The following is a 241-nucleotide window of genomic DNA, read 5'->3' on the forward strand; positions in this document are numbered from 1 at the left end:
ATCACATTTTAAATTAATAGTATGAAATTTATCTATATCATCCACAATTGATTTCTTAAGTAAAAAAGAAATAACTTTCATATTTTTTCTTGTTGCCACTCCCTTGATATCTATTCGTCTAAATATTATATAACTTGCTGGAACTAATATTTTAACGGTATATTTAGCATCGAATTTTATATTTTTAATTTCAGTGTGACTCTTGAGTTTACCATAACGACTCTTTTTACCATCATGCGTT

At 25.7% G+C, this 241-nt stretch carries 1 protein-coding gene; it reads right to left on the reverse strand.

Going from position 1 to position 241, the window contains the following annotated elements; genetic code table 11:
- The coding region (locus tag V1952_RS22795; RefSeq protein WP_420075664.1) for a type II secretion system protein GspL at positions 1 to 241 on the reverse strand (241 nt) is incomplete at both ends.

It is taken from the genome of Yersinia sp. 2542 StPb PI (assembly GCF_048593855.1).
Lineage (GTDB): Bacteria > Pseudomonadota > Gammaproteobacteria > Enterobacterales > Enterobacteriaceae > Yersinia > Yersinia enterocolitica_E.